Origin of the sequence: Streptomyces sp. NPDC050564 (assembly GCF_044457265.1) — a bacterium.
Lineage (GTDB): Bacteria > Actinomycetota > Actinomycetes > Streptomycetales > Streptomycetaceae > Streptomyces.
The window spans coordinates 246,263-252,978 of the sequence record NZ_JBITGS010000015.1 but is presented as its reverse complement, the minus strand read 5'-3'; the positions used below and the strand labels follow the sequence as shown (position 1 = coordinate 252,978).

The 6,716-nt window shown below is 73.0% G+C and carries 6 protein-coding genes and 1 pseudogene; 4 read left to right on the top strand and 3 right to left on the bottom strand.

Annotation, left to right across the window (positions count from 1 at the left end):
- A pseudogene (locus ACIBK0_RS24945) lies at positions 1-416 on the top strand (2-oxoacid:ferredoxin oxidoreductase subunit beta); the annotation flags it as partial.
- A 13-nt stretch (positions 417-429) separates the two neighbouring features.
- Here ACIBK0_RS24945 and ACIBK0_RS24940 read toward each other — a convergent pair.
- Entirely contained in the window at positions 430-837 is a 408-nt protein-coding gene (locus ACIBK0_RS24940) for a winged helix-turn-helix transcriptional regulator (protein WP_399083943.1), read from the bottom strand.
- Between the two features lie 94 nt (positions 838-931).
- Between ACIBK0_RS24940 and ACIBK0_RS24935 the strand changes: the two genes are divergently transcribed.
- The 3 genes from ACIBK0_RS24935 (at position 932) to ACIBK0_RS24925 (ending at position 3,504) form a co-directional block, all read left to right on the top strand.
- Positions 932-1,786, top strand: coding sequence for an SDR family oxidoreductase (locus tag ACIBK0_RS24935; protein ID WP_399083940.1), 855 nt, complete (start codon positions 932-934; stop codon positions 1,784-1,786).
- A gap of 184 nt (positions 1,787-1,970) precedes the next feature.
- Positions 1,971-2,984 carry an EamA family transporter RarD gene (rarD, locus tag ACIBK0_RS24930; RefSeq protein ID WP_399083937.1) on the top strand — a complete coding sequence of 338 codons (1,014 nt, stop codon included), beginning with the start codon at positions 1,971-1,973 and terminating at the stop codon, positions 2,982-2,984.
- Between the two features lie 61 nt (positions 2,985-3,045).
- Positions 3,046-3,504 carry a VOC family protein gene (locus ACIBK0_RS24925; RefSeq protein ID WP_399083934.1) on the top strand — a complete coding sequence of 153 codons (459 nt, stop codon included), beginning with the start codon at positions 3,046-3,048 and terminating at the stop codon, positions 3,502-3,504.
- 269 nt (positions 3,505-3,773) lie between these two features.
- Here the strand turns inward: ACIBK0_RS24925 and ACIBK0_RS24920 are convergent, their stop codons facing one another.
- The gene (locus ACIBK0_RS24920; protein ID WP_399083931.1) at positions 3,774-4,187 is read right to left on the bottom strand and encodes a hypothetical protein; all 414 of its coding nucleotides are present in this window, start codon (positions 4,185-4,187) and stop codon (positions 3,774-3,776) included.
- Positions 4,188-4,395: 208 nt separating this feature from the next.
- Positions 4,396-6,708 carry a hypothetical protein gene (locus ACIBK0_RS24915; protein WP_399083928.1) on the bottom strand — a complete coding sequence of 771 codons (2,313 nt, stop codon included), beginning with the start codon at positions 6,706-6,708 and terminating at the stop codon, positions 4,396-4,398.
- Positions 6,709-6,716: the final 8 nt, after the last annotated feature.

Here is a 6,716-nt window from a genome sequence, read left to right as displayed (position 1 = left end):
GCAACATCTTCAACGACGGCGCCTTCGACGCCCTCAAGGACAAACAGCAGTCCCAGGAAGCCGTCATCCGCCTCGAACACGGACAGCCCATCCGCTTCGGCACCGACGGCACCCGCGGCGTCCTACGCGACCCACAGACCGGCGACCTCAAGGTCGTCACCGTCACCGCCGACAACGAAGCGCAGATCCTGGTCCACGACGCCCACGCCACGTCGCCGACCACCGCCTTCGCACTCAGCAGGCTCGCCGACCCCCACACCCTCCACCACACCCCCATCGGCGTGCTCCGCTCCGTGGACCGCCCGGTCTACGACACCCAGATGGCCGACCAGCTGGACACGGCCATCGAGCAGAACGGCAAGGGCGACCTCGCAGCGCTGCTGGCGGGCGGGGACACCTGGACGGTCGTCGGCTAGCCGAACCGGTGGTTCACGAGGCCCGGGCGCTCGCCGCCCGGGCCTCGTCGTATGCGCGGCGGGCCTTCTCGACGTCGTCCATCCGGTCCGAGGTCCAGATCGCGAGCGACTTCACCTGCCCGGCGGCCTCGCGGCCCAGGTCGGTGAGCGAGTAGTCGACGCGCGGCGGGATGACCGGTTTGGCGTCGCGGTGGACGAGACCGTCGCGCTCCAGGGTCTGCAGAGTCTGCGTGAGCATCTTCTCGCTGACGCGCCCGATGGCGCGGCGCAGCTCGCTGAAGCGGTACGGGCGCTCCAGGAGCTCGATCAGAACGAGCACACCCCAGCGGCTGGTGACGTGCTCCAGGACCAGGCGATACGGGCACATCGCTTCGCCGGTGTCGTACTTGGCGACTGCTGTCACTGTCCTACTTACGGCCATGCCAGTACCTTACTTCAAAGTGGGTACTTTCGCAAAGTTAGTGCACCTCCTAGGGTTAGTGACAGACCCAATCCCACAAGGAGTTGTTTCAGATATGAGCATCGTCGTCACCGGAGCCACCGGAAACCTCGGCCGTTTCGTCATCGAGGGGCTGCTGGAGAAGGTCCCGGCGGACCAGATCACCGCTGTCGTCCGCGACCGGGAGAAGGCCGCCGGTTTCGCGGCGCGCGGCGTGCGGATCGCGGTCGCCGACTACAACGCCCCCGAGACCTTCGACGGCGTCATCTCCGCCGGCGACAAGGTGCTGCTCATCTCGGGCAACGAGTTCCACCTCGGTCGCGTCGCCCAGCACCAGGTCGTCCTCGACGCCGCCAAGACCGCCGGTGCCGCGCTCCTCGCCTACACCAGCGCCCCCGGCAGCCTGACCGCCGCCCTGGCCGACGACCACCGGGCCACCGAGGAGGCGATCCTGGCGTCCGGTCTGCCGTACGCCCTGCTGCGCAACGGCTGGTACAACGAGAACTACACCGAGAACCTCGCTCCCGTCCTCGAGCACGGCGCCGTCGTCCAGGCCGCCGGCGAGGGCCGGGTCGCCTCCGCCGCGCGGGCCGACTACGCGGCTGCCGCCGTGGCGGTGCTGACCGGCGAGGGTCACGAGAACAAGACGTACGAGCTGAGCGGCGACACCTCCTTCGGCTTCGCCGAGTACGCCGCCGAGATCGCCGAGCAGTCCGGCAAGGAGATCGTCTACAACGCCGTCCCCGTCGAGGTCTACAGCGGCATCCTGACCGGCGCCGGTGTGCCCGAGGGCCTCGTCGCCATCCTGGCGGGTGTGGACACGTCCATCGAGAAGGGCGAGCTGGCCGTCACCACCGGCGACCTGTCCCGCCTGACCGGCCGCCCGACCACGCCGATCACCGAGTCGATCAAGTCGGCGCTGAAGGGCTGACCCGGCTGACCCTCCCGGCGGCTCCCCGGGGGCAGTCCTCCTGCCGGTCTGAGTGTCGCCGTCCGAACCCCCGCGTGTCATGACCGTATGGCGATACGGGCATGACAGGCGGGGGTGCTCGGCGCTACCTTCTTTCAGGCTGCTCCGCCACACGGAGCGGCCGTCACACGAGAGGGAGGCGCCGGTGGCCGGGAAGGCGAAGGGCGAGCAGCACATAGGTCTGCTGAACGGCTTCGCGGCGTACGGCATGTGGGGGCTCGTCCCCCTCTTCTGGCCGTTGCTGAGGCCCGCCGGGGCGATCGAGATCCTCGCCCACCGGATGGTGTGGTCCCTCGTCGTGGTCGGTGCCGCGCTGCTGGTGATGCGGCGCTGGGCCTGGGCGGGCGAACTGCTGCGGCAGCCCCGCAAGCTGGGCCTGATCACGATCGCGGCGGCGGTCATCACCGTCAACTGGGGCGTCTACATCTGGGCCGTGAACTCCGAGCACGTGGTCGAGGCCTCGCTCGGCTACTTCATCAACCCGCTCGTCACCATCGCGATGGGCGTACTGCTCCTCAAGGAACGGCTGCGGCCGGTGCAGTGGGCGGCGGTCGGCGTCGGCTTCGCCGCGGTTCTCGTCCTCACGATCGGATACGGCCGTCCGCCGTGGATCTCCCTGTGTCTCGCCTTCTCCTTCGCCACGTACGGGCTGGTGAAGAAGAAGGTCAACCTCGGCGGTATCGAGTCGCTCGCCGCCGAGACCGCGATCCAGTTCCTGCCCGCGCTGGCCTATCTGCTGTGGCTGGGGACGAAGGGGGACGCGACCTTCGGTACGCAGGGCGCGGGGCACGCGGCACTGCTCGCGGCGACGGGGCTCGTGACCGCCATCCCCCTCGTCTGCTTCGGGGCCGCCGCCATTCGCGTCCCGCTCTCCACCCTCGGGCTCCTGCAGTACCTCGCCCCCGTCTTCCAGTTCCTGCTCGGCATCTTCTACTTCCACGAGGCCATGCCGCCCGAGCGCTGGGCCGGGTTCGCGCTGGTCTGGCTGGCGCTGTCGCTGCTCACCTTCGACGCGCTGCGCACCGCGCGCCGTGCGGCCCGCGCACTCAGGGCCGAGACCAGGGTTCCCAGGACGACCATCACCACGGGCACGGTCAGCGCCGCGCGGAACGCGGACAGCGTGGCGGCCGGACCCGGCCCCGTGGACGCCAAGCCGTAGAGGGGGCGAGAAAGCCCGGTCGGCATACAGCGGACGGGGCGGGGCGTTATAAGTGGTGACCATGACGCCCACTCCCCTGCACTGGAAGCTCGTCATCGATGCGGCCGACCCGCATGCCCAGGCCGACTTCTGGGCCGCCGCGCTCGGTTACGAGGTCGAGGACAACAGCGCTTTCGTGGAACGACTGCTGGGCCTCGGCGCCCTGCCGGCCGAGGCCACCGTCGGGTTCCACGGCCGCCCGGCCTTCCGGGACCTGATCGCCGTACGGCACCCGGACGACCCGTACGACGAGGAGCGGGGCACCGGCCTCGGCCGACGGCTTCTCTTCCAGCGCGTACCGGAGCCGAAGACCGTCAAGAACCGGCTCCATCTCGATCTGCACCCCGGTGAGGGGCGCCGCGCGGACGAGGTCGAGCGGTTGGAGGGGCTGGGGGCGAGCGTGCTCCGGCGGGTGAAGGAGCCGGCGGGCGAGTGGGTGCTGATGGCGGATCCGGAGGGGAACGAGTTCTGCGTCCACTAGCGCCTGTGGTTTGGAAGCGATGCCGACCGGCACGTCGAGGATCAGGCCGGATCAGGGAGCGGGGCTTGGCGCGTGCAGCCGCAAGGCGGAGGAGGGAGTCGACGCGATGGGGCCCCCGCGCGAGCGAAGCCGAGCGTGGGGGAGTCGGCGGGTGACGACAACGCCGCAGATGTGCGTGCCAAGCCCCGCGAGCCCGGCCTGATCCAAACGACGGGCCCTAGCTCCGGACATACCCCTTCGAGAGCGCCGGCTTCCCGGCGGCAGCCCGTTCAGCGGCGCGGCGCCGGACCGGCAGGCGGACGCGTCGGCGTGTGCGGCGAGGGAGTTGTCCTCGTAGGTTGCCCTGGCGTTCGTCGGGCCAACTCCCTTGCCGTGGAGGAGCGTTCCACGGTGAGGGCGTGTGCGGCGACCGGTGCGGACCCCGAGCGCATACGGGCCGCGACGGCCGTCGGCACGCGCGCGCCGAGGGCGACGTCGGCCGCGACATGGGAGCGCAGGGCGCCGACCTGGGCCAGGTGATGCCGCAACTGGTCCGGGGTGAGCGTCTCGACCTGGACGCTCACCGCGGCGCGTACGGCGGCCGGGTGCGTCGGGATGGGCGCGGCGCCCCGGGAGGCGCCACGGGCACGCGGGGCGCCGCGCTCGGCGGTTCCGCCGGGAGCGGGAAGGGTGCGCCAACTCATCGTGCCGGTCAGCTCGTTGACGTAGACCTCGACGCGCGGGCGCGGTGCGCGTGCGTGCCGTTCGTGCGGACGCGCTGAGCGACGGCGGGCGGCATCGGCCCGGTCGCGGTCGCCGCCGCTTCGCCGTGGCCCTGCCGGACCGCCACCGCCGCCACCGACGACAGGCTGGTCCGGCCTCTGTGCTCCCGTCCTTCGATCCCTTCGGTCGTCACTGACCATGGGCTCGCGGGCTCTGGGTGTAGGGGTTGTCGGCCAGGACGCGAGCGCGTTCGGCGAGGCGGCCCATGCGGGTGCGCGCCGATTCGAGCTGCTCGATGTCGTCGGCGGCGGGGCCGCCGTCGGCCGTGAGCTCGGTCCACACGCCGATCAGATCGCGTCCGAGGTGCAGCCCCTGCAGGGGGTCGCGGACGGCACGCCAGGCCGCCGCCGCGCTCTGTACGTTGCCGTACGCGGCGCGCGGGTCGCGGTGGCGCCGGCGGACCCGGGCGAGGTCGAGCGACAGGTGGAACGATCTGAGCGCGTCACCGGCCAAGTAGGCGATGTACGCGGTCAGTTCGCGCAGCTTCAGCACCTCCGGGTGCTCCTCGCCCAGCGACTGGGCCGCCTCCGCGACGGCTCGCTCCGCCATCCCCGCGGCCGCCTCGATCCGGCCCATCTTCACGGCCTCGTTGATCCGCGCCACCGGTTCCACGAGGAACACCGCGGCGCCGTCGCTCTCCTGGGCCGAGGCCGGCGCCAGCACCGCCTCGGCGACAGCGTCGAAGCCCCGCACCGGAGCGGGCTTCGGCTCCGGCTCGGGCTCCAGCACGGACAGGGCCTCCATCCCCGGAGCCGCCTTCCGCACGGGAGCGCCTTCGGCCACCGGAGCCGGCCCGAACTCCCCCGTCGGAGCCGTCACCACCCCGGCCGCCGACTCCGGCACCGCCCGCAGCACATGCGTCGCCGCACTCCCCGGCAGCGGCTTGGGCTCGGGCACCGCCCGCAGCACGAAGGTCGACGGGGTGGGGGTGCCGGGCTCGGGGGCGACGGGGGGAGCCGGGGGCCGCGGCGGTTCGGGGGCCGCGGCGGGAGGCGCCGACGGGCGTACGGGTTCGGGGGCCGGGTCGGCCGGTGCCGAGGCGTGTACGGGGTCAGGTGCCGGGTCGGCGGGCGCCGGGGCATGTGCCGGTTCAGGTGCGGGGGCGGTGTGTGCGGCGGGAGTCGCCGACGCGGGAGCCGGGGCGGGCGCCACGGGCTCACCCACGGGCAGTGGCGCCGGGGGCCGGACGGCACTCGCCGCAACGGGTGCCGGGGGGGAGGACGGCACGGCGGCCGTCGGAAAGGGCGCCGGATCGGCGGACGCCACAGGCCTCACCGACTCCGGTGCCGGCACCGGAACCGCCTCGGCCTTCGGCGCGGGCTCAGGTGCACGCGGGAACGTGGGCGCAGGCGCGGGCCTGGGCGCAAGCTCCGGCTCCGCGACACGCGCGGGCACGGGCTCCCGGCTCGGGAGGGGTGCGGGCGCGAACTCCGGCTCTACGACACGCGCGGGCACGGGCTCCCGGCTCGGGGGTGCGGGCGCGGGCTCCGGGCTCTGTACCGGTGCGAGGCCATGCTCCGGCTCCGCGGCAGGCACCGGCACGGGCGCGTGCGCGCGCTCAGGCTCCGCGACGGCCGCAGGCGCGGGCGCTCGCACAGGTTCGACGGCAGACACCGGCGCGGGCGCGGGCGCGCGCTCAGGCTCGGGTGTCGGTTCCGGTACCGCTCGCAGCACATAGGTCGCCTTGTCGCGGCGCGGAACCGGCGGCGTTTCGGGCGCTGCCGACGCTCCGGCCGTCGGCCCCTCGGGCACCCGGTCACCGGATGCCCCAGCGACGACGGGGGCAGGCGGAACCGGTGCAGTCGGCGGAACCGGTGCAGTCGGCGGAACCGGTGCAGTCGGCGGAACCGGTGCAGTCGGCGGAACCGGTGCGGTCGGCGGAGCCGGTGGCCGCGGCGACTGCCGGATCTCAGGCTCGCGCGGCTGCTGTCGCGGTGCCTGCGCGACCCCGGAATCGCGACCCTCGCCCACCCCCGGCTGCTCCTGCGGATGCGGATGCGGACGCGGCTGCTGGATCTGGCCTCCGGGCTGCGGCTCCGTCGCATTCCCCGCCGCCCAAGCCCCCGGCACCGCCGATGTCCCGGCCCCCGCCCGCACCGGCTCCCCGGCATACCGGCTGGAGCCGTCCACGGACACCTGGAGCGGTACGACGTACCCGATGCGTTCGTCGTGGATGGTGGCGAGGACGGGGTGGCCGGTGGCGAGCGCGAGGCGGTGGAGGTAGTTCAGGACGGCGGCCTGGACGGTCTCGCCGGGCGCGGCGAAGACCGGCATGCCGCCGACCGTGGCTCCACCGGTGTCACCACCCGTGGCACCACCCGTGGACGCCGGCACCCGCACCTCGATCGGTGTCACCCCGGCGGCCGGTTGCCCCCCGGGCACGGCACCGGCCGCGCGCTGCCGCTTGAGTTCCCGCTTCTGTTCGCGGCTGAGTCGAGACATCGGTTCCC